This is a genomic window from Pseudomonas sp. SIMBA_041, from assembly GCF_046535095.1.
Classification (GTDB): Bacteria; Pseudomonadota; Gammaproteobacteria; order Pseudomonadales; family Pseudomonadaceae; genus Aquipseudomonas; species Aquipseudomonas mucoides.
On record NZ_JAWRXJ010000003.1, the window covers coordinates 521,139 to 544,492 of the forward strand.

At 58.2% G+C, this 23,354-nt stretch carries 20 protein-coding genes and 1 pseudogene; 18 read left to right on the forward strand and 3 right to left on the reverse strand.

Annotated elements, in window-relative coordinates; translation table 11 throughout:
- Positions 1-9: 9 nt before the first annotated feature.
- On the reverse strand, positions 10-918 hold the full coding sequence (locus tag SB725_RS09430) for a helix-turn-helix domain-containing protein (protein WP_027923091.1): 909 nt from the start codon (positions 916-918) through the stop codon (positions 10-12).
- Positions 919-1,079: 161 nt separating this feature from the next.
- Between SB725_RS09430 and SB725_RS09435 the strand changes: the two genes are divergently transcribed.
- The 3 genes from SB725_RS09435 (at position 1,080) to SB725_RS09445 (ending at position 4,997) form a co-directional block, all read left to right on the forward strand.
- A complete protein-coding gene (locus SB725_RS09435) occupies positions 1,080-2,438 on the forward strand; it encodes a glutamine synthetase family protein (RefSeq protein ID WP_027923090.1) in 1,359 nt (452 codons plus the stop codon).
- 172 nt (positions 2,439-2,610) lie between these two features.
- Positions 2,611-3,699, forward strand: a complete 1,089-nt coding sequence (locus tag SB725_RS09440) for a polyamine ABC transporter substrate-binding protein (RefSeq protein WP_027923089.1) — start codon at positions 2,611-2,613, stop codon at positions 3,697-3,699.
- Positions 3,696-4,997, forward strand: a complete 1,302-nt coding sequence (locus tag SB725_RS09445; RefSeq protein WP_410921675.1) for an NAD(P)/FAD-dependent oxidoreductase — start codon at positions 3,696-3,698, stop codon at positions 4,995-4,997. Before SB725_RS09440 ends, SB725_RS09445 begins: the two co-directional genes overlap by 4 nt.
- Before the next feature lie 104 nt (positions 4,998-5,101).
- Here SB725_RS09445 and SB725_RS09450 read toward each other — a convergent pair whose 3' ends face one another.
- Positions 5,102-5,581 carry a VOC family protein gene (locus SB725_RS09450; protein WP_027923087.1) on the reverse strand — a complete coding sequence of 160 codons (480 nt, stop codon included), beginning with the start codon at positions 5,579-5,581 and terminating at the stop codon, positions 5,102-5,104.
- A 304-nt stretch (positions 5,582-5,885) separates the two neighbouring features.
- Between SB725_RS09450 and SB725_RS09455 the strand changes: the two genes are divergently transcribed.
- The 8 genes and pseudogenes from SB725_RS09455 to SB725_RS09490 all read left to right on the forward strand — a co-directional run bounded on the left by SB725_RS09455 (position 5,886) and on the right by SB725_RS09490 (position 14,369).
- Positions 5,886-6,446, forward strand: coding sequence for a YSC84-related protein (locus tag SB725_RS09455; protein WP_027923086.1), 561 nt, complete (start codon positions 5,886-5,888; stop codon positions 6,444-6,446).
- A gap of 395 nt (positions 6,447-6,841) precedes the next feature.
- Positions 6,842-7,057 (forward strand): annotated as a pseudogene (locus SB725_RS09460) (protein kinase); the annotation flags it as partial.
- 609 nt (positions 7,058-7,666) lie between these two features.
- Entirely contained in the window at positions 7,667-8,524 is an 858-nt protein-coding gene (locus SB725_RS09465) for an outer membrane protein (protein WP_410921676.1), read from the forward strand.
- A 620-nt stretch (positions 8,525-9,144) separates the two neighbouring features.
- On the forward strand, positions 9,145-9,996 hold the full coding sequence (locus SB725_RS09470; RefSeq protein ID WP_027923083.1) for a sugar phosphate isomerase/epimerase family protein: 852 nt from the start codon (positions 9,145-9,147) through the stop codon (positions 9,994-9,996).
- A gap of 14 nt (positions 9,997-10,010) precedes the next feature.
- Positions 10,011-11,081 carry an isopenicillin N synthase family dioxygenase gene (locus SB725_RS09475; RefSeq protein WP_027923082.1) on the forward strand — a complete coding sequence of 357 codons (1,071 nt, stop codon included), beginning with the start codon at positions 10,011-10,013 and terminating at the stop codon, positions 11,079-11,081.
- 46 nt (positions 11,082-11,127) lie between these two features.
- The gene (locus tag SB725_RS09480) at positions 11,128-11,922 is read left to right on the forward strand and encodes an ABC transporter substrate-binding protein (protein ID WP_410921677.1); all 795 of its coding nucleotides are present in this window, start codon (positions 11,128-11,130) and stop codon (positions 11,920-11,922) included.
- Positions 11,923-11,986: 64 nt separating this feature from the next.
- Positions 11,987-13,534, forward strand: coding sequence for an amino acid ABC transporter permease/ATP-binding protein (locus SB725_RS09485; RefSeq protein ID WP_410921678.1), 1,548 nt, complete (start codon positions 11,987-11,989; stop codon positions 13,532-13,534).
- Positions 13,535-13,580: 46 nt separating this feature from the next.
- Entirely contained in the window at positions 13,581-14,369 is a 789-nt protein-coding gene (locus SB725_RS09490) for an SDR family oxidoreductase (protein WP_410921679.1), read from the forward strand.
- A gap of 200 nt (positions 14,370-14,569) precedes the next feature.
- On the opposite strand, the gene SB725_RS09495 is transcribed toward SB725_RS09490, so the two are convergent.
- Positions 14,570-15,220 carry a dihydrofolate reductase family protein gene (locus tag SB725_RS09495; RefSeq protein WP_059182922.1) on the reverse strand — a complete coding sequence of 217 codons (651 nt, stop codon included), beginning with the start codon at positions 15,218-15,220 and terminating at the stop codon, positions 14,570-14,572.
- Positions 15,221-15,448: 228 nt separating this feature from the next.
- Here SB725_RS09495 and SB725_RS09500 point away from each other — a divergent pair, with 228 nt between their 5' ends.
- From SB725_RS09500 to SB725_RS09530, 7 genes are all read left to right on the forward strand, one after another.
- Entirely contained in the window at positions 15,449-16,045 is a 597-nt protein-coding gene (locus SB725_RS09500) for a paraquat-inducible protein A (protein WP_027923076.1), read from the forward strand.
- A complete protein-coding gene (locus SB725_RS09505; RefSeq protein WP_027923075.1) occupies positions 16,042-16,698 on the forward strand; it encodes a paraquat-inducible protein A in 657 nt (218 codons plus the stop codon). The genes SB725_RS09500 and SB725_RS09505 overlap by 4 nt, the downstream gene beginning before the upstream one ends.
- Positions 16,679-18,337, forward strand: coding sequence for an intermembrane transport protein PqiB (locus SB725_RS09510; RefSeq protein ID WP_194940080.1), 1,659 nt, complete (start codon positions 16,679-16,681; stop codon positions 18,335-18,337). The genes SB725_RS09505 and SB725_RS09510 overlap by 20 nt, the downstream gene beginning before the upstream one ends.
- Before the next feature lie 32 nt (positions 18,338-18,369).
- A complete protein-coding gene (locus SB725_RS09515; RefSeq protein ID WP_027923073.1) occupies positions 18,370-18,927 on the forward strand; it encodes a membrane integrity-associated transporter subunit PqiC in 558 nt (185 codons plus the stop codon).
- A gap of 245 nt (positions 18,928-19,172) precedes the next feature.
- The gene (locus tag SB725_RS09520) at positions 19,173-19,796 is read left to right on the forward strand and encodes a histidine phosphatase family protein (protein WP_050590166.1); all 624 of its coding nucleotides are present in this window, start codon (positions 19,173-19,175) and stop codon (positions 19,794-19,796) included.
- Positions 19,797-19,910: 114 nt separating this feature from the next.
- Complete coding sequence (arnT, locus tag SB725_RS09525; RefSeq protein ID WP_410921680.1) at positions 19,911-21,659, forward strand: lipid IV(A) 4-amino-4-deoxy-L-arabinosyltransferase; 1,749 nt, start codon at positions 19,911-19,913, stop codon at positions 21,657-21,659.
- Positions 21,656-23,179 carry an ArnT family glycosyltransferase gene (locus SB725_RS09530; protein WP_410921681.1) on the forward strand — a complete coding sequence of 508 codons (1,524 nt, stop codon included), beginning with the start codon at positions 21,656-21,658 and terminating at the stop codon, positions 23,177-23,179. The genes arnT and SB725_RS09530 overlap by 4 nt, the downstream gene beginning before the upstream one ends.
- The last annotated feature ends 175 nt before the right edge of the window (positions 23,180-23,354 follow it).

Here is a 23,354-nt window from a genome sequence, read left to right on the forward strand (position 1 = left end):
TTAGTTCGTTCAGCGCTGGCCGCAGCGCTTGAGTGTTTCACTGGGCAACTCTTTGAACAACGCCCGATAACTGCTGGAAAACCGGCCCAAATGCCAGAACGACCAGTTCATCGCTACCTCGGCAACGGTGGTCTCGTTGGGGGTGCGGCCGAGCAGTTCGCGGTGTGCGCTGTTGAGCCGGCGCAGGCGCAGCCAATGGCTCGGTGTCATGCCGGTGAAGGCCTTGAACGCATGCTGCAACTGACGCAACGAAACCCCGGCGACCTGGGAAAGCTCCAGCAGATTGAGGGTTTCTTCCGGGGAATCGGCGGCCCACTCCCCGATGCGTTTCATGATCGCGCGCTCTTCGGTGCGGCGCTGTAAGCCACCCCGGTCGAGGCACACGCAGGCGTTGTCGAGGATGTACAAACAGTCCTCCAGCAACTGCTGTGTCAGGGCTTCCTTGCTCGGTGGGTCGAGTGTTTCGCCCAGACGGGTCAGCGTGCCGCTCAGCCAACGGCTGAACAAGGCGTTCTGCCCCGAGTTCAGCGGCGACAGGAACAACCCTTCCAGCCGCGCCACGTTCAACCCCTGGCGCTGGACGAATTCAGGGCCGAATACCACGGCGATTTCCTGGTAGTTCTCGGGGGTGATCCAGATGTTGCGGCTTTCACCATTGAGCAGGTAAAGCGCGTTGTCGCTGCGATCAAAACAGAACGCCAGTGCCCCCTCGGGTGCGCTGAAATTCTGCTCGACGCGGGTGTTCATCTGCTCTTCGTAGATCTCCACGCCTTGCAAGTCCAGATAGCGCACACGCCCGGCGAAATGCCCTGGCGACATCTGCTGATAGTGCTGGACCCAACCCGGTGTGGCGCGGATTTGCTCGGCGACATCTTCGGTGTTGAACGCTTGAACCTGAATCGGACTGGACGCTGACATGGGTGACCTTACGCACTCGTTTGGTGCGTTTTGGTGCTGCTTAAAGTGGATAGATGGAACCGCAAGGCTCGCCCAAGATAGTCGTCAACGCGTCTCAGGGGAAGAGTGCGGTGGATGAAACCGCCCTCCCCGACGTTAATAAAACCAATAACGAGGTCTTTATGAATGTCCCTTTCGATCAGCTGTTCACTTGGCTGAAAGATCACAAGATTACCGAAGTCGAGTGTGTGGTCAGTGACTTGACCGGCATTGCACGCGGCAAGATTGCACCCACTAACAAGTTCCTGCATGAGCGAGGCATGCGCCTGCCGGAGAGTGTGCTTTTGCAAACGGTAACCGGGGACTTTGTCGACGACGACATCTACTACGACCTGCTCGACCCGGCCGACATCGACATGGTCTGCAAGCCGGACCCGAATGCGGTCTATGTGATTCCATGGGCGATCGAGCCGACCGCCATCGTCATCCACGACACCTTCGACAAGTTCGGCAACCCGATCGAATTGTCGCCGCGCAACGTGCTGAAGAAAGTGCTGCAGTTGTACACCGACAAAGGCTGGCGGCCGATTGTGGCGCCGGAAATGGAGTTCTACCTGACCCAGCGTTGCGAAGACCCGGACTTGCCACTCAAGGCGCCGATGGGCCGTTCGGGGCGTGCCGAAAGCGGTCGTCAGTCGTTTTCCATCGACGCGGCCAACGAGTTCGATCCGCTGTTCGAAGATGTCTACGACTGGTGTGAACTGCAGGGCCTGGACCTCGACACGTTGATCCACGAAGACGGCCCGGCGCAGATGGAAATCAACTTCCGTCACGGCGACGCGCTGGACCTGGCGGACCAGATCACCGTGTTCAAGCGCACCCTGCGTGAAGCCGCGCTCAAGCACAATGTGGCGGCGACCTTCATGGCCAAGCCGATTGGCGATGAGCCTGGCAGCGCCATGCACATTCACCAGAGCGTGGTCGACATCGCCACCGGCCAGCCGATCTTCGCCGACGCCGATGGCAACATGAGCGAGCTGTTCCTGCACCACATTGGCGGTTTGCAAAAGTACATCCCTAAAGTGCTGCCGATGTTCGCGCCCAACGTGAACTCGTTCCGCCGCTTCCTGCCGGACACCTCGGCGCCGGTCAACGTCGAATGGGGCGAAGAAAACCGTACCGTCGGTTTGCGCGTGCCAACCTCGTCGCCAGATGCGATGCGCGTGGAGAACCGCCTGCCGGGCGCCGACGCCAACCCGTACCTGGCGATTGCCGCAAGTTTGCTGTGCGGTTACCTGGGCATGGTCGAGCGCGTCGAGCCGAGTGCTGCGGTACAGGGCCGCGCCTATGAACGTCGCAACCTGCGCTTGCCGATCACCATCGAAGACGCCCTGACCCAGATGGAAGAGTGCGACACCGTAGAACGTTATCTGGGCAGCAAGTTTGTTCGCGGTTATGTCGCGGTCAAGCGTGCGGAACACGAAAACTTCAAGCGGGTGATCAGCTCCTGGGAGCGTGAGTTCCTGATGCTGAGCGTCTGAGACCTGATTCGCCTGCACCGGCCTCTTCGCGAGCAGGCTCGCTCCCACATTTTAAATGCATTCCATATCTGAAATGCATTCCCCCTGTGGGAGCGAGCCTGAACTCGCGAAAGCGGCTTCAGGATCAACAAAGAATCTCCGGAAGAATCCAATAATTAGAAGAGGTGTCGATATGCGTCTATTGAAATCCATGTTCCCGGTCGCGCTGGCGGCAATGTTCAGCGCCGGTGTGCAGGCTCAGCCACAGGTCAGCGTCTACAACTGGACCGATTACATCGGCGAAACCACCCTCGCCGACTTCCAGGCCAAAACCGGGATCAAAGTGATCTACGACGTCTTCGACTCCAATGAAACCCTGGAAGGCAAACTGCTCGCGGGCCGCACCGGCTATGACGTCGTAGTGCCGTCCAACCACTTCCTCGCCCGTCAGGTGAAAGCCGGCGCGTTCCTGAAGCTCGACCGCGAGCAACTGCCGAATTTCAAGAACCTCGACCCGAAACTATTGGCCTTGCTGGAAAAGAACGACCCACAAAATGCGCACTCCGTGCCGTACCTGTGGGGCACCAACGGCATCGGCTACAACGTCGACAAAGTCAAGCAAGTGCTGGGCGTCGATCACATCGATTCCTGGGCCGTGCTGTTCGAACCGGAAAACATCAAGAAACTCAGCCAGTGCGGCGTGTCGATGATGGATTCGGCGGATGAAGTGTTCCCGGCGATCCTCAACTACATGGGCATGGACCCACGCAGCGAAAACCCCGAAGACTTCAAAAAGGCCGAAGCCAAGTTGTTGGCGATCCGTCCTTACATCACCTATTTCCACTCCTCGAAGTACGTGTCCGACCTGGCCAACGGCGACATTTGCGTGGCCTTCGGCTACTCGGGTGACGTGTTCCAGGCCGCCAACCGCGCCAAGGAAGCCAAGAACGGTGTGAACATCGCCTACGCCATTCCCAAGGAAGGCAGCAACCTGTGGTTCGACTTGCTGGCCGTTCCCGCCGATGCGAGCAATCCAAAAGAGGCCCATGCGTTCATCAACTACCTGCTGGACCCACAAGTAATTGCCAAGGTCAGCGCGTCGGTCGGTTACGCCAACCCGAACCCGCCAGCCAAGGCATTCATGGACCCGGAACTGGTGAACAATCCTGAGGTGTATCCATCCCAGGCCGTCCTCGACAAACTCTACATTTCGACCACCCCGCCCCAGGCGATCATGCGTTTGATGACCCGTTCCTGGAGCAAAGTGAAGTCCAACAAATGACTCAGTACAGCAACGAACACACCCATTCCTACTATGCCGCGTCGGCTAACGGCCTGACGCCGCGCCCCACGTTGACTTCGGACCTGACGGCCGATGTCTGCGTGATCGGCGGCGGCTTCACCGGCGTCAACACCGCCATCGAACTGGCGCAGCGCGGGCTCTCGGTGATCCTGCTGGAGGCCCGGCGGATTGGCTGGGGCGCCAGCGGGCGCAACGGCGGCCAGTTGATTCGCGGCATCGGCCACGACGTCAGCGGGTTTGCCAAGCATGTCGGCGCCGAAGGTGTGCGCTATCTGGAACGTGCCGGCGTCGAATCGGTGCAAGTGGTGGGTAATCGAATCCGCGAACACGGCATTGATTGCGACCTGCGCTGGGGCTTCTGTGAACTGGCCAACACCCCGGCGCAGTTCGCCGGGCTGAAGGCCGAACACGCGGAGTTGATCGCGTCGGGCTACGCCCATGAAACCCGCCTGGTCGAACCCGGACAGATCCGCGAGCAGGTGGTGAACGCCGGCGTGTATGCCGGTGGTTTGGTGGACATGGGCTCGGGGCACTTGCACCCGCTGAACCTGGTGCTCGGCGAAGCCCGTGTCGCGCACTCCCTCGGCGTGCAAGTCTTCGAGCAGAGCCCGGTGCTGGAACTGATCCATGGCAGTACCGTGCAAGTGCGGTGTGCCGGCGGAACGGTGCGCGCCGGCAGCCTGGTACTGGCTTGCAACGCGCATCTGGAAGAACTCGAACCCACGCTCAGCGGCAAGGTGCTTCCGGCGGGCAGCTACATCATCGCTACCGAGCCTCTGTCGGAAGAAGCGGCGTCGAAACTGATCCCGCATAACGTCGCGCTCTGCGACCAGAAAGTTGGCCTGGATTACTACCGGCTCTCGGCGGACCGGCGTTTGCTGTTCGGCGGTGCCTGCCATTATTCCGGTCGCGATCCGGCGGACATCGCCGCCTACATGCGCCCGCAAATGCTCAAGGTATTCCCGCAACTGGCCAATGTGCGGATCGACTATCAATGGGGCGGCATGATCGGCATCTCGGCCAATCGTTTCCCCCAGGTCGGGCGCTTGAGCCAGCACCCGAACGTGTTCTACGCCCAGGGCTACTCCGGCCATGGCCTGAACGTCACCCACTGGTGCGCCAAACTGTTGGGCGAAGCCATCCATGCCGGGCACAGCAAAGGCTTCGATGTGTTCAGCGCGGTGCCGCACATGACCTTCCCCGGCGGCCGTGCCCTGCGCTCGCCACTGCTGGCGCTGGGCATGCTCTGGTACCGGATGCGGGAAGTGTTGGGTTAACGTTAAGCCATCCTTCACTTGCACATGAAAAACGACAGGAGATGCCGGGCTGCCTCAAGCCGCTTCGGGTTGGTAAAAAGACACCCGGCATCCGTCGACACCCGCTAACGCCCCACCGCCGCTTCAATCGCTGCAATATCGATCTTGCCCATCTGCATCATGGCCTCGAACGCGCGCTTGGCTGCCGCTTGATCAGGACTGGTAACCGCGGCCGTCAAGACACGCGGGGTGATCTGCCACGACAAACCCCACTTGTCCTGGCACCAGCCGCAGACATTTTCCGTGCCGCCGTTGCTGACAATCGCGTTCCACAGGCGATCCGTTTCGGCTTGGTCATCGGTCGCGACCTGAAACGAAAAGGCCTGGTTATGCTTGATTCCCGACCCGCCGTTCAGGCCGAGACACGGTATGCCCATCACCGTGAACTCAACCGTCAAGACATCGCCCTGCTTGCCCGCCGGATAGTCGCCCGGCGCGCGATGCACGGCACCCACGGCACTGTCGGGAAACGTCTGGGCATAGAAAGTCGCAGCCTCCAGCGCAGTGCCGTCGTACCAGAGACAAATCGTGTTTTTGCTGATCATCGTGGTTCTCCTGGATTGGAACTCGAAGGTGCATTTTAGCAGCGCAGAGAATTGCGACCGGACGCCGAGGTATTGACCGAGGTACGAGGCGTGTCAGCCATCAGCGAACCCCGCCGTTACACAGTGGTCACAACCAGTGATGGCATCGCAACTGATCAGCGGCCCGGGGCCTCTATAATTCAAGCGCGACGCTTGCAATCCCAACCTTTCAGGGTGCGCCGGATAACGTCAGCGAGCTCGGTTCCTGCCAGATGCAGACACTGACTGCTGGCCCCATCCAAGCTCCCTTTCTCGGAGTACGGAAATGACACGATCAATGCAATTCCTCCTCTCGTTCTTCCTCGCAACAGCCTCCTTGGCCTCGGCGAGCCTCCTCAACACAGCAGGTGCGGCCACCGCCGAGGATTTGAATGCCGACGCTCGGCAAGAACTGAAAATCCTCTACAAATCCACCCCAGCTGCCGAAACCCTTTCAAAACAGGCAAAGGCGATCCTGGTCTTCCCGAAAATCATCAAGGCTGGCCTGGTCTTCGGCGGTAGTTATGGCGAAGGCGTGTTAATGGAAGGCACGAAAATCGATAAGTATTACAACTCCGTCAGCGGGTCATGGGGGTTGCAGGCCGGCGCCCAGTCGTATGGCTATGTGGTGTTTCTGATGACCGACAAAGCAGTGAAATACCTCGCCGAAACCAAGGGTTGGGAAATCGGTGTGGGGCCCACGGTTGTCGTAGTGGATGAAGGGATTGCGAAAAACCTGTCCAGCTCGACACTGAAAGATGACGCCTACGCGTTCATTACCGACCAACAAGGGTTAATGGCCGGCGTCAGCATCGAAGGCACGAAGATTTCCCAGATCAAGCGCTGAAAACGGCGGTTTGATTGGGTGTCTGTCTCCCCTTCGACCATCACTTTTCTGCTCGATTGCTGCCCGGCTTAACGGGCAGTAATCGCCTGTGGATTCAACCGGTCGAGGCAACAGATTGGCTAAATCGTTCAGCGGGTGCTTGGTAGAGTAGTGTTTTCCGAAGGCAGCTATTTAGCTGCCTGCCACTTCTATCCCCATAAATGACTGTAGCTCTACGCAGCGGCCAATTAAGTCTCAGGAGCTGGCTGTAAGGTGTAGTATCAACACCTGTCCTTCAGATATCAGTTAGCCATGTCCACGCTAAGCGAAGAGAGCCGTCAGATCGTAGCTTCTCTAACTTCGCCATGAGCACCCAAGTGACTATCAACCGTCTGGCCACTGGTGGATAGCCGCGCCCCGACCTGTCCATCGACGAGATCGTGCAGTTGCTGTTAAGTGAAATCACGCGGCTCAAGGCCACCCGCGTGGTGATTGACTTTTTGTCAGGCTTCGAACTGACGCTGGCGTCAACCTTTCGCGAAGATTTTCGCGAATCACTGTCGTGTATGGTCACCGCCCTCACCAGTGTCGGCGTCAGTGTGTTACTGACCTCGGACCTGGAAGACCGCTACATTGCCGGCCGGCTGGTGCGGGTGCCCAGTGAAGAACTGCCGAGGATGCAGGCGCTGATTGAAGGTCAGGTGCAACACATGTCTCGGTTAGTGGACGATTTGCTCGACCTCTCCCGTGCCAGCACCGGCAAGCTGCGACTGGATTGCCACCTCGTCGTCATTCACCTATGCCGCTGCACTGCATGGATCATAGTAGTCGTTGGCGTACTCTTTTGGTTCGGGTTTCCAGCAGCTTGATAGTCCGGTTATGGCCACTTGCGTCTCATGCGTTGGCCGCTTCACGTCCTGAGGAAGTCAGCCAACCAACATCGATGTTCTTGAGGCGCGTGACCCCGGATTCTACCGGTGGCTAACTATCTGCTTATTGTTTGACGCGTCATCTTATTCTATGAATCCAAGGGCTTATAGAGACAGTCGCTAAACTTAACCAGAAAGAAACTCCCTCTCAAAACATTCTCAGTAGTCACCACCCGCTCGACCTGCTTAAATAACCCGCAGGCTTACGAATTGATTGGCTATCTGGCCAATCTATTGCGCTAATGCCGATGCATAATGGGGTATAAATAATGACAATTAAGCCATCCTTTTCCAACTAAATCGCAATCGACCATGCTGGCATTTGCTTGTGCACTGGGCGTCTCTCAGAGCGCCGAGGTTTTTGCCGAGTCGCCATCAGGGGCCAGTGTTCCAGATTCAGCGTTTTTTATAGGGTTCGGCGCCAGCGCCAATCACACCCAATTTAACAACCAGGATATTTATGCAACCGGCTTGTCGAATGTCTATGATTCGAATACCGGCGCCTATATTTCTTCCGGCTCTGCCGGTGGGCCAGCTGTCGACCTGAGCATGGACTCCGATTCAAAATTTTCGCCGTCACTGCAAGTGGGCTATTTCAAGCACTTCGAGAACAGCAGCTGGCTGTGGGGCGGTAAATTTACTTACGATTACTTATCAACCAGCTCTAAGACAGACCCTTTCCTGATCCCTCAGTTTGGCGCTTACGGAACGACCTCTTTTACCGGGAATGCAGTTGTCCGCTCGTTTGAAACCGAAGTTAAACATCACATGTCTTTAGTGCCCTATATTGGCCGGTCATTTAAGTCCGGCTATATTTATGCAGGCGCTGGACCGACCGCTTCTCAAATAAACACCAAAATTACCGACTTGGTTGGTTTTGCCGACCTCAAGGGAAATCGCACGGATATATCTGGGCAGCCGACTAACTTTTCCGGTTCAGACTGGGTGTACGGCGGCACCGCGACACTGGGCGGCACCTACTTTTTAAGTTCATCGTGGTTTCTGGACTTTAGCTACAACTACTCCGTCACCAAAAGCCATACCATCGACTACTCCGCTCCATTCACAAACCCCGGCACGCCTTACACTTACACTGGTTCGCTCATCGGTAGCACCACTGGCAGTATAACGACACAATCTGCTGCGCTATCAATTAACCGGGCTTTCTAGTTTAACGTTTGGCGCCTCTCGTTATTTTATGCGTATTAACTATTGTGAAGACCATAATCCAACGCGTTGCACAGACGAATAAAAACCCGGAACAACACAGACCGAGACGGGTGACCGTGGAAACTGAGTGCGACACCTGACCTTTCCGGTAAGGTGAAGCCCAATGAAATTATCACGAACTCATGTTGGCTTCTCGCTTATAGAAACGGTTCGTGGCCGACGGCGGTCCTCCCCGAACGGCAGCTGTTGGCCGGTTGCGCCCCATCAACGGCGGTGTCGCTTGGCAGTCTTCAAAATGATGCTGTAACGATGGCACGCCTCGCCAATCGCCAACGCAGACACCTTCTTGATCAAAAATCCCCCTCTGATACGCGCGATAATTAGCTAGCTATTTGTTAACGAAAGTCTGAAGTATTGATTTGAACTTTCAGATTCTTTCGCCGCACGGCCTGTGCCTAACATCGGCGCCACAGTGAACCAGCCTCGGTATCGCTCAGTGGATCAGATGACGCAGACGCCCGGACCTAATGTCCTCTGCCCCGGTTGACCATTGATCGCTGATTGGCTTGGCGCCATCGAAGTGCTTTTGCAGTAGGCCCTGGGATTTTTGAGGATCACCGATGAAGCTGGAAATTTTTCGCACGCTGTGGGGTTACACCGCCAGCAAAGCTCAAGCGCTCGAGGAGTTGCTGCAAGCCGGCTTTGATGGCATGGAAGCACGCCTGCCACTGGACGCCCGGGAACGGGCTGAGTTTGGCGCCTTTCTCCAGGCCAATCGCCTGGGCTATATCAGCACTGTCTTCACCGCCTACGACGTGCTGCCGGAACAGTCGGCATCGCCTGCCGTCCACCTCAATGACCTCGATCAGAAACTCGCCTGGGCTGCCGAACTCGGCCCTCGTTTCGTCAATGTGCTGGCAGGCAATGATCGCTGGTCCTTGCCGCAACAAGTGGAGTTCTTTGGTCAAGCACTGGAACTGGCGCGCAAGCATGGTCAGGTGTGCAGTTTCGAAACTCACCGTTCGCGTTCGCTGTTCAACCCCTGGGTGACCCTGGAGTTGATCCGGCAACTGCCCGAGTTGCTGTTCACCAGTGACATCAGCCATTGGGTCGTGACTTGCGAGCGTCTGCTGAATGACCCGGCCGATGACCTCAGCGCCTTCATCGAGCGCGTTCACCATATCCAGGCCCGGGTCGGTTACGACCAAGGCCCGCAGGTCCCACACCCGGCAGCTCCCGAATATGCAAAAGAACTGGCTTTCCATCAGCAGCATTGGGAAAGCATCTGGCGTTCGCAGCAAACTCGCGGTTACCAGGTCAGCACCCTGACCCCGGAATTCGGCGCCGACGGCTACCTGCATCACTTGCCCTTCACCAACGTCCCGGTGGCCGATTTGTGGTCATTGAACGTGTGGATGGGCCAGACCGAGCGCGAACACTTCGAGCGTTTCCACCACTCAAGCCGTCCTTAGGGAGCCGATGCGTCATGCCTGACAATAAAAACAACAGCGCCAGCACTGACACCCACACAGCCAACTTCAATAGCATCCCGGTGGTGAACATCGCCGGTCTGTTCAGCTATGAACTGGAACACCGCCTGGCCGTGGCCGAACAATTGGGACGCGCCGCCAGCGACGTCGGGTTCCTCTATATCACCGATCACGGCATCGACCCGCAACTGATCGCCAACCTGCGCAAGGCTGCCAAGGATTTTTTCGACCAGCCTTTCGACACCAAGATGCAGCACTACATCGGCACCTCGCAAACCCACAAGGGCTTTGTTCCCGAAGGCGAAGAGGTCTACTCCAAAGGCAAGCCGGACCACAAGGAAGCCTTTGACGTCGGCTTCGAAGTCCCGGCCGATGACCCGCTGGTGCTGGCCAACACTCCATTGCTGGGGCCTAACGACTGGCCGCAACTGGCAGGTTTCAAGGCGTCAGTGCAGGCCTACTATGAAGCGATCTTCGCGTTGGGCCGGCGCCTGTTCGGCGGCTTTGCCCTGACCCTGGGCCTGGAAGAAAACTATTTCGACAGCCTGGTCACCCGCCCGCCATCCAAACTGCGGCTGATTCACTACCCCTTCGACGGCGCCGCCCACGACGCACCGGGGCTTGGCGCCCATACTGATTATGAGTGCTTCACCATTCTCTTGGCCGACAAACCTGGCCTTGAGGTGATGAACAACCTTGGGCAATGGATCGATGCACCACCGATGGCCGATGCCTTTGTCGTCAATATTGGCGACATGCTTGAAGTCATGACGGCAGGCGCATTCGTTGCCACTGCACACCGGGTGCGCAGCGTGAAAGAGGAGCGCTATTCCTTTCCTCTGTTTTATGCCTGCGACTATCACACCCAGATCAAACCGCTGCCAGGGTTCGCCCAGGCAGGCAACGACTACGAAGAAATCACGATCGGCGAACACATGTATGGCCAAGCTCTGCAGACCTATCAGTATCTGCGTCAGAGGGTAGCCAATGGGGAAGTTCAACTGCCAGGCAAGGCACGCAAGCCCGCCAGTTTCGGACATTTGAAAAATCAGGTTCAACCGTCCTGATTGAAGTTTTCAGTTACACCCTTACCTACGCCGGAGTCAGTAAAAGATGAAAAACAATAAAAAGAACCTGTTGAGCTTGGCTGTATTGGCAGCCGGTATGCTCGGTGCCTCGGTGAGCATGGCTGCGACCGGCCCGTTCAAGGTCGGCATGGAAATCACTTACCCTCCGTTCGAGTCCTATGACAAGGACAAAAACGTCGTGGGTTCCGATCCTGAACTGGCAGCGGCACTGGCCAACCACATGAACACCACGGTGGAGTTCGTCGACACCAAGTTCCCGAGCCTGATCCTGGGCTTGAACTCGGGCAAATACGACGCGGTCATTTCCGGCATGTACATCACACCGGAACGCCAGACTCAGGCCCAGACCATCGCCTATGCCAACACCGGTGCCGCGGTCATGGTGCCCAAGGGCAGCGAAATCAATGCAAAAAAACCTGAAGACCTGTGTGGCTTGAAACTGGGTCTGGAACAGGGCACCACCTGGGTCAAGGAATTCCGCAAACTGTCCGATGAATATTGCGTGCCGAACAACAAAGGCGCGATCACCGTCAGCGAGTACCCTTCGGCGCCTGAAGTCACCCAGGCCCTGTTGTCCAAGAACATTCAGGCCCAGGTTGAAATCGCAGGCGCGGCAAAATTGATCGCGGAAAAGACCAACGGCCGAGTCGTCATCACCACCGATCACCCGATCTATCAGCAAACCCTGGGCATTTTCGTCAAGAAAGGTAACGAAGAAACCTTCCAGGCGGTGCAAAAGGCCTTCGAGGAGACCAAGAAGAGTGGTGAGTATGCCGCTATTCTTAAAAAATACGCCTTGGAAGAACCGACCTCCCATTAAGAACCTGTCCTTGTAGTCTGGTCATCTGCCGCCCCTGCATGGGGGTGGCAGATCGAGGTGCCCTATGCCATTCGATTGGTCGTATTTCTTCTCCCTGTTCTCCCTGCCGGACTTCTGGAACGCCTGCGTCACGGTGATCCAGCTCAGTGCCCTGGCCTGGTTCATCGGCATGCTGCTGGGTTTTCTCCTGGCCTCGGCCAAGCTGTCCCAATCGCCCTTGCTGCGCATTCCCGCAGCGGTCTACATCTGGTTCTTTCGCAGCATTCCGTTGCTGGTGCTGGTGGTGTTCGTCTACAACTTGCCGCAATTGTTTCCCGGTAGCGGCCCGATTCTGTCCAACCCCTTCTACTCCGGCTTGCTGGCCCTGGTGGTCACCGAAGCGGCGTACATGGCGGAGATCCATCGTGGCGGCCTGATTTCCGTGGCCAAGGGCCAGAAGGAAGCCGGGCGCGCGCTGGGCGTCGGCGTGTTCGGCATGCAACGTTTGATCGTGATCCCCCAGGCATTCCGTATTTCACTGCCCACGTTGATCAATGAATACATCACGGTGGTCAAGCTGACATCGCTGGTCTCGGTCATCTCCCTGACCGAAATCCTCACAGTCGGCCAACGCCTCTATGCCACTAACTTCCTGGTCATGGAAACCCTGGCGGCAGTCGGCGTCTACTACGTGTTGATCGTCACCGTGTTCGGCTATTTCCTGCAGCGTCTGGAACGCTACCTGGACCTGAATTTCCGCAAGCCGCACACACTCGATGACGCGGCCGTGGCGAAGTTCAAAGCCTGCGCCGAAGCGCTGCCCGACAGCGCGCGCAAAGCCGCCGGCAATAATGCGACACCCATCCTGCAATTGAAGAATATCCAGAAGAGCTATGGCACGCATAAAGTGCTTTTGGGCATCGACCTGACTGTCGCATACGGCCAGGTGGTCTCGATCATCGGGCCCTCCGGCTCCGGCAAAACGTCGCTGATCCGCACGGTCAACGGGCTGGAAAGCATCGATACCGGCGACATTCTGTTGTTCGGCGAAACATTCATTGAGGCGTCGGACAAGCCCGACAGCGCCCGCCTGCGCAAAGGCGTGCGGCACATCGGCATGGTGTTCCAGAACTTCAATCTGTTCCCGCACCGCACCATTCTCGACAACGTCACGCTGGCACCGCGTTACCACGGCCAGCCAGGTGAGCTGAGTGAACATCGTGCCTACGCGCTACTGGACAAGGTCGGCCTGCTGGCCCATGCCCACAAGTACCCGCACCAGCTCTCCGGCGGGCAGCAACAGCGCGTGGCCATCGCCCGGGCCCTGGCGATGGAGCCGCAGATCATGCTGTTCGACGAGCCGACCTCGGCCCTCGACCCGGAACTGGTCAACGACGTGCTCAATGTGATCCGCGACTTGGCCAAGGAAGGCATGACCATGCTGATCGTGACCCACGAAATGGACTTTGCCATGTCAATCTCCGATCGGGTGATTTTCATGGAGAACGGCAATATTCAACTCGATGCCGCGCCTGAAACCATACGTTGCGATGCCGAGGGCGAACGAGTGCGGCGCTTTATGGGCATCGGTGCTCAGTCGCCCAACCGCTCCGCAGCGGTGGATCACGCATGAACAGGCAACTCCTTTTTTTGAGCGCTCATCTTTCAGGAAAGCACGCATGAATCTTGGAATAGCAGGACGCTGGGCGCTGGTATGCGCCGCCAGCAAAGGCTTGGGTAAAGCCTGCGCACAGGCACTCGTCAGCGAAGGCGTGAACGTGGTGATTACTGCGCGGGGCGAACACACGCTGAATGAAACAGCCCTTCAGCTCAGAGCGATCAATCCTGAGGTGACGGTCATCGCCGTGGCGGGAGACATATCGACGCCTGAAGGCCGGGCAGCCGCCCTCCTGGCCCACGAGCATTTCGACATCTTGATCAACAACGCTGGCGGCCCTCCTCCCGGGGATTTCCGCGAATGGGATCGCGACGCCTGGCTCAAAGCACTGGACGCCAACATGCTCACGCCGATCGAGTTGATCAAGGCAACAGTAGACGACATGGCGGCACGCGGATTTGGCCGGATCATCAACATCACGTCGAGTGCCGTGAAGTCGCCTATCGAAAGCCTCGGCCTGTCCAACGGCGCGCGCAGTGGCCTGACGGGGTTCATCGCGGGGCTTGCCCGGCAGGAACACATTGCCAGTCGTAATGTGACGATCAACAACCTGCAACCGGGCTCCTTCGACACCGATCGACTGCGTGACAACCTGGTCGCGGCGGCCCGGGAGTCGGGGCAAGACAGTGAGGCATTCCTCGACGAATGCCGCCGTGAAATCCCTGCCAAACGCTTTGGCTCACCCGAGGAATTCGGTGCGCTGTGTGCCTTCGTTTGCAGCCGCCACGCAGGCTACCTGACCGGGCAGAACCTGTTGATTGATGGCGGGGCGATTCGCTCCAGCCAGTAATGACGGCAGGCACAACGGAGCGGACCTCGCAACGGGGTCCGTTCCAGCGCAACCCCCCGTTTAAACAACAAAAATCCAGCCTGTTTAAACGAAGCCTCCTGTTACCACCCAAAGGCTACAACGCCTTGCGCCATGGCCTACGGGTAAGACAGAATCCGCCGGCTTGTGCGTCCAGGTCCCCGTCGTTAACTTGATTCATGTCACTGCTCATCAGTGATCGGGTCTGCAAGCCCGCCGGAACACGTTCCAGTGCGCACCTCCCCTTCGCGCACGTATCGGGTGATCAGCACGCCGCCCGGCGTGCTGGTCGAATGCGCCAACGTGAAGGCCCAAGCCTGCGCCGTGTCATCGAACAAGCGCTTGCCGCGCCCCAGCATGACGGGAAACGTCATCAACCGAAGTTCGTCGACCACTCCGGCGGCGAGCAGCTGGCGCACCAGATCGCCGCTGCCCTGGGTCAACAGATCGGCACCGTCCTGTTGCTTGAGCGAACGTATCGCATCGGCAAGGTTTCCTTCCAAGGCACGACTGTGCTGCCATTCCAGCGTATCGGGGTGATGCGTGGCCACATGCTTCGGTGCCCGGTTGAACAGGTCAGCAATACAATGGCTATGGGAATCGGCCTTTTGCTGCGGCCAATACGCCGCAAATATGTCGTAGGTGCGACGGCCCAGCAACAATTCGAACGGCTGCGAAAACAGGTCCTGTACCGCCTCGCCAGAGACCTTGTCGGCGTGGGGCACGATCCAGCCACCGAAACGGAATTCGCCGCTGGTGTCTTCTTCAGGACCGCCGGGGGCTTGCATAACGCCATCCAGACTCAGGAAAGCGGCAACGGTGAGCTTGCGCATGGTCTTCTCCTGTTGAGTGCGCGTATCGGGAATGCCGGGGATCACAGCGTACCCGCCGATTCATTCCCTGACAGATAGTCGAACGAGCCGTTGCGAAATCGACAGTACGCCGTACAGATGAAGGTTCACCGATACCGCATCGTTTTGCATTTCGATTTGCTCAATTGCAAGGCACTTCTATATTGAGGAGGTGCTCTGAACTTCCTGCCTACTGTTGAGCCTTGGCCCATGGCGAATACTGATCAATTGATCATCTGCGAGCACTGCGACTCTGTGTATGAAAAAGTCACGCTCGCCAAACACCAGAAAACCCTGTGCACCTGCTGCGGCGGCGTGCTCCAGCGTTACAACGGCCTGACGGTGGAGCAACGACTGGCGTTAACCTTCACGGCGTTGGTGCTGTGGATTTTCGCCAATTTCTATCCGGTCATGAGCATCAGCCTCAAAGGCTTGAAAAACAGCGCAACCCTGTGGGATTCGGTATTGGCCCTGAGCCTGGGTCCGATCACGTTCATCGCGATGGTCGCCGCGATTGCAATGATCATCGCGCCGATTTTCCAGCTGTTGCTGCTGATCTGGGTCCTGGGTTTCGCCCTCTCGCACCGACGTTCCCCCGGTTTCAAGTTCTGCATGCGCTGGCTGGAATCCCTGCGGCCCTGGAGCATGCTGGAAGTCTGCCTGCTCGGCGCCATGGTCGCGGTGATCAAACTGGCCGGATTGCTCGACGTACTGCCCGGCATCGGCCTGTTTGCACTGGCCGTGCTCAGCCTGATGATGATCCGCATCGCCGGGCGCGATATCCGTGAATTATGGGACATCCTATGAACATGCCCCCGGTCGCCAGCGACCTCAACCTCTGCCTGTGCCATAGCTGCGGCATGGCCTGCGACATGACCGGTGAGCCCCACGAATGCGAGCGCTGCGGCGCGCCGCTGCACCGGCGCAAATCCAATTCGCTGGCCCGCACCTGGGCCTACATGTTCACCGCCCTGGCGTTTTACGTGCCGGCCAATTTGTTGCCGGTGATGAACACCAAGATGGTCGGCAATGGCGCCGACAGCACGATCATGAGCGGCGTCCTGGAGTTCTGGCAGCACGGTGCATGGGACATTGCCCTGATCATTTTCATTGCCAGCATTGCGGTGCCGGGCATCAAGTTCGTGGCCCTGACCATGCTGCTGGTGACCGTCCAGCGCGGGAGCCTGTGGGCACGCAAGGAGCGGTCGCAGCTGTACCGCTTCGTCGAGATCATTGGTTACTGGTCGATGCTCGATGTGATTGTGGTGGCGATGGTGGCCTCTCTGGTGAAGTTTCAAGCCCTGGCCGACATTGAACCGCGCCCGGGCATTCTATTTTTCGGTTTGGTGGTGGTGTTCACCATGCTGGCGGCGATGAGTTTCGACCCGCGCCTGATCTGGGATAAAAAGCGGGAAAACCCACAAAACGAGGAGGTCATGGATGAAGTCGCAAGCCACTGAAGGGCCTCAAGCCCCCGGACAGGCCCCGGTCAAGACCGGTCGCAGTCTCTCACTGGTCTGGATCGTGCCCATTGTTGCGGTATTGGTCGGGCTGTCACTGGTGGTCCACAGCATCTTGCAGGAAGGCCCGACCATCACCGTCACGTTCAAGACCGGTTCTGGCCTGACGGCCAACAAGACTGAGGTTAAATACCGCAACGTGGTGATCGGCCAGGTCGCCGATGTGGAGCTGAGCAACGACCAGAAGAATGTCAACGCCACGATCAAACTGACCAAACAAGCCGAAAGTTTCACCCGTTCAGACTCGCAATTCTGGGTCGTGCGGCCACGTATTGGTGCCGGCGGGGTTTCGGGCATTGATACGCTGCTGTCCGGGGACTATATCGGCGCCGACATTGGCCAGGCCAATGGCCGCTCGAAAACCTTCAAAGGTCTGGAAAACCCGCCACCGATCACCTATGGCGAGCCGGGCAAGCGGTTCACCTTGCATACACAGGACCTGGGTTCGCTGGACATCGGCTCGCCGGTTTACTACCGCAAGATTCCGGTTGGCCAGGTGGTGGCCTACGCGCTGGACCCCGACGGCAAAGGGGTAAACATCGACCTGTTTATTCATGCGCCCAATGACCAGTACGTCACCGAAAACACCCGATTCTGGAATGCCAGCGGTGTGGACGTGAGCGTCGGCGCCAACGGTTTTGCGCTCAAGACCGAGTCCTTGTCCTCTCTGTTGGTGGGCGGTATCGCCTTCCGCGCGCCGGACTACAACCCCAACGACAAGCCGGCCGCCGAAGAGTATGCCTACGAGCTGTTCGAAGACCAGCAAACCGCCCTCGCCCCGCCCAATGGCAAGGCGCAGTTCCTGGCCCTGCGTTTCGATCAGGCGATGCGCGGGCTCAAGGTTGATGCGCCGGTGGAATTTCTCGGCATAGAAATCGGCAGAGTGGTGTCGGTCAACCTGGATTTTGACCCGGTAAAACGTACTTTCCCGGTCAACGTCGGCATTGTGATCTACCCGCAACGCCTGGGTCAGGCCCACACCAAAATGATCAAGGCGCTCAATCATGACCCTAATGACGAAGCGGCTGGCGTGCGGATGATCGGTACCTTCATCGACAACGGTCTGCGTGCCCAGGCCCGTACCGGCAACCTGCTGACCGGCCAGTTGTACATCGCTCTGGACTTCTACCCCAAAGCAGACAAAGTCGCTTTCGATCCCAACGTGCGCCCGGTCATGATTCCAACGGTGCCGGGCAGCCTCGAACAGTTGCAGGAAAAGCTTGAAGCCATGATCAGCAAGATCAACAAGCTGCCCGTGGAGCGCATTGCCGACAACCTCGACAGCAACCTTGTGGAACTGCGCAAAGGGCTGGTGAAATTCAACGGCAAGACACTGCCTGGCGTAGATACCACCCTGTCGGAAGTCAGCAAGACCCTGCAGTCGGCCAATACGACCCTGCAATCCGCCAACTCCACCATTGCCGAAGATTCGCCACAAAGGGAAAAACTGGGGCAGACCCTGGATGAGCTTTCACGTACGTCGCGATCCTTGCGTGAACTGACGGATTACCTGGGCCGCCATCCGGAATCACTGATTCGTGGTCGACCTGACAATGCCGCGGCAAAGGACCTGAAATAATGACCGGGACGCAGAAGAAAGGAGCAACACCTATGGGTTTTTCGCCAAAGCTCACCTTGGTCACTGCGCTGTTACTGCTCGCGGCCTGCCGCAGTGATCCTGTTCACTATCACACCCTGATGCCGCCTCAAACGGGGGGCGCGGCGCACAATAATGCGGTGTCCATCGAGATTGAGAGCCTCAGTGTGCCAGCGCAGGTCGACCGGCCACAGGTGGTGATTCGCCAAGGCAACAGCGGCCTGGTGCTGCTCGAAACCGAATGGTGGGGGGCGTCGCTGGGCGATGAGTTTCGAAGCGCCCTGATCGATCAATTGGCCAGCGCCAATCCCCCGCGCAAGCTGTCATTGCGCATTGATGTCCAACGCTTTGATTCGGTTCCCGGGCAATATGGGCTGATTGACGCGACCTGGCGCCTGCGCGTGACCGGCGAAGGCAATGGGGCAGCACTCACCTGCCGCAGCACGTTGCAAACGCCTTCAGGCGCGAGCATTGAAGATCTGGTTGCCGCCCAGCAGAACAACGTCAAACGCCTGGCTGCACTGATCGGGCAGGCGGCCAGGGGCACACGACAGAGTTGCCCGTCCTCCTGACTTTAATGCCCGGACACTGTTCAGCGGTGCCTCCGTCACCGCTGAACCAAGCATGACAGGATGGTTTTATGTCGACACGTCAAACGTCGTGACAGGGGCCGAATAAGCGATAAGGGTTCTCAATCATTGACTAAGTTGGCAGCGCCCACATCCTGAGCAATTTTTTCACATTCGTTTCACTCCTCCGCTACCTGCCCGCCTCTAGTTTTGCTCGTAACTCTCCTACTTCAGATAACGAACGACACATGACTTCGCGCACAGTAAAACTGGCGTCATTGATCGCCACCTCGGTGGTTGCTGTAGTTGTCACGGGTTTGGTCTTGTGGCCGAGATCGCCCACTCACCTGGTCAGTGCCGAGAGCGCTGCCAAGGCTGAACTCTTTCAAGACTGGCAGGCTGGCGAAGTGGTTGCGCTGGTCCGTCACGCCGAGCGGTGCGACCAATCCAGCAACCCGTGCCTGGGGCCGGCGGACGGTATCACTCGCTTCGGCAACGAATCCTCCACGGCGGTCGGCCAGCACTTCATGCGCCTGGGCATGGCGCAAACCGATGTGTTGAGCAGCCCGGCCACGCGCACGATACAAACGTCGCACGCCATGTTCGGCAATGACCCCAAGACACAGGAATGGCTGGTGACTTGTGGCAAGACACTGCGCAATGACGTGGTCGCGCACAAGCAGGCCCATCGCAATCTGGTACTGGTCTCTCACAGTGGCTGCATTGGCGACTTCCTGGCCGAGACCGGTTTCCCGCATGCGGCCAAGAGTGAATACGGCAGTACAGTGTTCCTGCGCATCGACACTAATGGGCAACTCCAAGTGCTGGGCATTATTAATCCTGAAGACTGGAACGCAGTGCAGGGGAAATAAACAACGGCGCGCCAACAGTCATCAGTAGCCGCCGACTCGACTTGAGTTGCCCCACTGTCCATTGAACTACGACACCCACGCTGCCCGCTTGCGGTATTACGGCAAGGACGAGTCATGACTTCGCATACCCCATTACCCCATTCTACGGATCAGCTAGCCAGCGCTCGCGTCCCGATTGAACGCTGGCTCGTACCCGGCCTGTTATTGGCGTTTGTGGTTTTTTACCTGCTGCCGCTCGTGACGCACGGGCTATGGATCCCCGACGAAACCCGCTACGGCCAGATCAGTCAGGAGATGCTCCTGACTGGCAACTGGGTCGCGCCGCACTTCATGGGCATCCGCTACTTCGAAAAGCCTATTGCCGGCTACTGGATGATCGCCATCGGTCAGGCGATCTTTGGCGATAACCTGTTCGGCGTGCGGATTGCTTCGGCCGTGAGTACCGGGCTGAGTGTCTGGCTGACTTACCTGATCGCCCGCAGGCTTTGGAACGATCCGCGCAAAAGCGCGGCCTGCGCATTGCTGTACATGAGTTTCGGGCTGATTGCCGGTCAGGCCGGTTACGCCAACCTTGATCCGCAATTCACGCTCTGGGTCAACTTGAGCCTGGTCGCGCTTTGGTTTGCCATCGACGGCCAAACGTCTCGAAACAAGGTGAGCGCGTGGGCGGTGATGGGTTTTGCCTGTGGCATGGGTTTCATGACCAAAGGCTTTCTCGCCTGGCTGTTACCGGTGTTGATCGCCCTGCCCTACATGATCTGGCAACGGCGCATGGGCGAATTGCTGCGTTACGGTTCGTTGGCCGTGTTGGTCGCTGTCGCGGTGTGCTTGCCATGGGTGCTCGCCATCCAGCATCGGGAGCCGGACTTCTGGAACTTCTTCTTCTGGAATGAACACGTGCGCCGGTTCGCCGCCGATGATGCGCAGCACGCACGACCCTGGTGGTTCTATCTGCCACTGCTGGTCGCGTCGAGCCTGCCGTGGGCGGCATTGCTGCCCAACACGTTGATCAACGCGTGGAAGCAAAAAGGCCAACCGGCCATCGCGTTCATGCTGTTGTGGCTACTGTTGCCATTGGCGTTTTTCAGCTTGAGCAGCGGCAAACTGCCGACCTACATCATGCCGTGCCTGTTGCCGTTGGCCCTGCTGATCGGGCACACGGTCATGGAGCAGCTGAATCTGGGTCGGGGCCGTTCAATTCGCATCAATGGCGTGGTCAACATCAGCGTGGGCACCGCGGCGTTGATCGCCTTGCTTTATGTCCAGACCACCAAGGAAATCTACCCAAACACCGAGATGTTCAGCCTGTCCCTGGTGTTTATCGTGTTGATCGGCTGGATCATTTCCAACGCCTTGCAAGTCATGCGGCCATTGACGTTTTGGGCGATGCCCGCTGTCGGTATCTGGCTGCTGGTCGCATTAGCGCCGGCCGCCATACCTTCGCAAATCGTCAACAGCAAGATGCCGGATCAGTTTATTGCCGAGCACCTCGATGCATTGGCGCAAACCTCCTCTTTGCTGAGTAACGACCTGGGGGCGGCGTCGGCGTTGTCCTGGCGTTTGAAGCGGCCACAAATCGACCTGTTCAATACCGTTGGCGAGCTGAAATACGGCCTCGCCGACCCGGCCATGGACTCACGCAAAGTCACCAAGGACAGCGTCGGCAAGTGGATGGCCGAGGCACGAAAAAAAGGCGCGGTTGGCGTGGTCATGCGAGTGAACAGTGTTCAGGAAGTGCAGGAGGTCGAGCTGTTGCCTATCGACGGCGTACGCTATGAGCGAGGCAATCTGCAGATCCTGATATTTCCGAAAACCGGCCCTGACAGCGTTTCTGACAAAGTGCCGACTGGAAACCCCTCATGAAATTCTGGACCCGTGACAAGGGCCGGTTGACGCTGCTGCTGGGCGTTACCGCGTTGATTCTGTTGTTGGGGCTAGGCACCCGTGAGTTATGGGGCGCGGAAACACGTTGGGCCAATATCGCGTTGCAGATGCTGCAAAGTGGTGACTATTTCGACCCCTACCTCAAAGGTGGGGCCTATTACGACAAACCGCTGCCCTCCTATTGGTTGATCACGGCTTCCGCCTGGTTGACCGGCGGTTTGAACCACTGGTCATTGCGCCTCTCCTCGGTGATCGCCGCGTGGCTGAGCGTGTGGCTGGTGTACCTGATCGGCGAACAGCTGTTGCGCAAAGGCACCGGTTTGATTGCCGGGTGGATGCTGGCGACCACCTTCTATTTTGTCTTTTGGGCACGGGTGGCCACGGCCGACATCCTCACGGTGTGCGGCGTGCTGGCGGCGGTGTGGTGGTATTGGCGCGGACCGGACGACACCCGCGTCGGTCGTTACCTGGTGTTTTTCCTGCTGCTGTCCCTGACCTCGCTGTTCAAAGGCTTGATCGGTTTCATCCTGCCGGGTTTGTTGCTGCTGCCGCATCTGGTGCAGGAAGGGCGCTGGAAACGCCACCTCAATCTGCGGCTGTGTGCCGCCCTGCTGATTGCCGGCGTTTTCTACATGACCCCGTTCATGCTCTCGCATGTTTACGGTGCCCCGACTTATGGCGAAAGTGGCCTGGGCCTGGTGTTGCGCGAGAACGTTGTCCGGTTTTTCCAGCCGTTCGATAACATCGGCCCGATTTACACCTACCTGCTTTACCTCCCCGTCTACACCTTGCCGTGGGCGCCTTGCTGGCTGTTGGCGTGCTGGGTCGCGTTGCGCAACTGGCGCAGTGTCGAGCCCAATACCCGCTGGCTGCTCTGGGGCCTGGGGTTGCTGATGTTGTTTTTCACTGCCAGTGGCAGTCGACGCAGCTACTACGTGCTGCCGCTTGTGCCCTTCGCGCAACTGCTGGGAGCGTGGTGGATCACCCGACGCATGGCTGAACGCAACGTGGTCGGCACGTTGGTCAGTCGCGGCTTGAAGATCGGCTTCGGAGTGAGTGCCGTCGCACTAATGGCCGTGCTTGGCGTGCTGTATCCCTGGACCAACAGCGGTGGCGGCGTGATGGACTTCGGTGACAGGGTCAAGCTCGAGGCCAGCAAACGGGCTCCCTTGAATCACTGGCGCATGGTGATGATCGATGTCGACAACAAAGTGCCCATGTACCTGCAAACCGGTGGCCCAACGTTTTATTACGTGCAGCAAACCGACGACTTCCCGCGCACCGGCGACACCGCCGCGCTGATGGCCTGGTTGGACCGCACCAGTGGCCAGCACTGGAATCCGCAACTCACCATTGTTGTCGCGCAGTACCGCAACGGCGATGCGCTGCCGCTGAACTACCTGAGTGCCGACCACCAGGTCATCACCACCACGCCCACCAACGGCGAGCGACTGTTTCACGCCCGCGAAGACCAGAGTGTGGCGTTTATTCCGGAGTGATCCACAACAAAAAATTCAACCACCGGGCCGCGCTTCCCGGCGTGCCTTTGAGAGCGGTACTATCCTTTCGCCACTATTTACACCTCAGCGGCTGCCCGCCGGTTGCTCACAACAAGGTGCGCGAAACGAATTTCTGCCGGGCAAGCCGCTGAGGGCTGCTAATCTGAATGAAAAT

Coding starts and splice junctions, on each gene's coding strand:
- SB725_RS09430 (WP_027923091.1), bottom strand. CDS start 918: ATGTCAGCGTCCAGTCCGATTCAGGTTCAAGCGTTCAACACCGAAGAT.
- SB725_RS09435 (WP_027923090.1), top strand. CDS start 1,080: ATGAATGTCCCTTTCGATCAGCTGTTCACTTGGCTGAAAGATCACAAG.
- SB725_RS09500 (WP_027923076.1), top strand. CDS start 15,449: ATGGCGAATACTGATCAATTGATCATCTGCGAGCACTGCGACTCTGTG.
- SB725_RS09530 (WP_410921681.1), top strand. CDS start 21,656: ATGAAATTCTGGACCCGTGACAAGGGCCGGTTGACGCTGCTGCTGGGC.
- SB725_RS09495 (WP_059182922.1), bottom strand. CDS start 15,220: ATGCGCAAGCTCACCGTTGCCGCTTTCCTGAGTCTGGATGGCGTTATG.
- SB725_RS09445 (WP_410921675.1), top strand. CDS start 3,696: ATGACTCAGTACAGCAACGAACACACCCATTCCTACTATGCCGCGTCG.
- SB725_RS09520 (WP_050590166.1), top strand. CDS start 19,173: ATGACTTCGCGCACAGTAAAACTGGCGTCATTGATCGCCACCTCGGTG.
- SB725_RS09490 (WP_410921679.1), top strand. CDS start 13,581: ATGAATCTTGGAATAGCAGGACGCTGGGCGCTGGTATGCGCCGCCAGC.
- SB725_RS09505 (WP_027923075.1), top strand. CDS start 16,042: ATGAACATGCCCCCGGTCGCCAGCGACCTCAACCTCTGCCTGTGCCAT.
- arnT (WP_410921680.1), top strand. CDS start 19,911: ATGACTTCGCATACCCCATTACCCCATTCTACGGATCAGCTAGCCAGC.
- SB725_RS09465 (WP_410921676.1), top strand. CDS start 7,667: ATGCTGGCATTTGCTTGTGCACTGGGCGTCTCTCAGAGCGCCGAGGTT.
- SB725_RS09475 (WP_027923082.1), top strand. CDS start 10,011: ATGCCTGACAATAAAAACAACAGCGCCAGCACTGACACCCACACAGCC.
- SB725_RS09480 (WP_410921677.1), top strand. CDS start 11,128: ATGAAAAACAATAAAAAGAACCTGTTGAGCTTGGCTGTATTGGCAGCC.
- SB725_RS09510 (WP_194940080.1), top strand. CDS start 16,679: ATGAAGTCGCAAGCCACTGAAGGGCCTCAAGCCCCCGGACAGGCCCCG.
- SB725_RS09515 (WP_027923073.1), top strand. CDS start 18,370: ATGGGTTTTTCGCCAAAGCTCACCTTGGTCACTGCGCTGTTACTGCTC.
- SB725_RS09485 (WP_410921678.1), top strand. CDS start 11,987: ATGCCATTCGATTGGTCGTATTTCTTCTCCCTGTTCTCCCTGCCGGAC.
- SB725_RS09440 (WP_027923089.1), top strand. CDS start 2,611: ATGCGTCTATTGAAATCCATGTTCCCGGTCGCGCTGGCGGCAATGTTC.
- SB725_RS09450 (WP_027923087.1), bottom strand. CDS start 5,581: ATGATCAGCAAAAACACGATTTGTCTCTGGTACGACGGCACTGCGCTG.
- SB725_RS09470 (WP_027923083.1), top strand. CDS start 9,145: ATGAAGCTGGAAATTTTTCGCACGCTGTGGGGTTACACCGCCAGCAAA.
- SB725_RS09455 (WP_027923086.1), top strand. CDS start 5,886: ATGACACGATCAATGCAATTCCTCCTCTCGTTCTTCCTCGCAACAGCC.